1 protein-coding gene is annotated in these 255 nt (G+C 99.6%); it reads left to right on the plus strand.

The annotated features are described in order from the left end of the window. On the plus strand, positions 1–255 hold a 255-nt coding region (locus tag H8K36_RS19785), incomplete at both ends, for a hypothetical protein (RefSeq protein WP_045631777.1).

Below are 255 nucleotides of genomic sequence, written 5' to 3' on the forward strand. Positions count from 1 at the left end.
GGGGGGGGGGGGGGGGGGGGGGGGGGGGGGGGGGGGGGGGGGGGGGGGGGGGGGGGGGGGGGGGGGGGGGGGGGGGGGGGGGGGGGGGGGGGGGGGGGGGGGGGGGGGGGGGGGGGGGGGGGGGGGGTGGGGGGGGGGGGGGGGGGGGGGGGGGGGGGGGGGGGGGGGGGGGGGGGGGGGGGGGGGGGGGGGGGGGGGGGGGGGGGGGGGGGGGGGGGGGGGGGGGGGGGGGGGGGGGGGGGGGGGGGGGGGGGG

It is taken from the genome of Affinundibacterium nitidum (assembly GCF_014284155.1).
Taxonomy (GTDB): domain Bacteria; phylum Pseudomonadota; class Gammaproteobacteria; order Burkholderiales; family Burkholderiaceae_D; genus Undibacterium; species Undibacterium nitidum.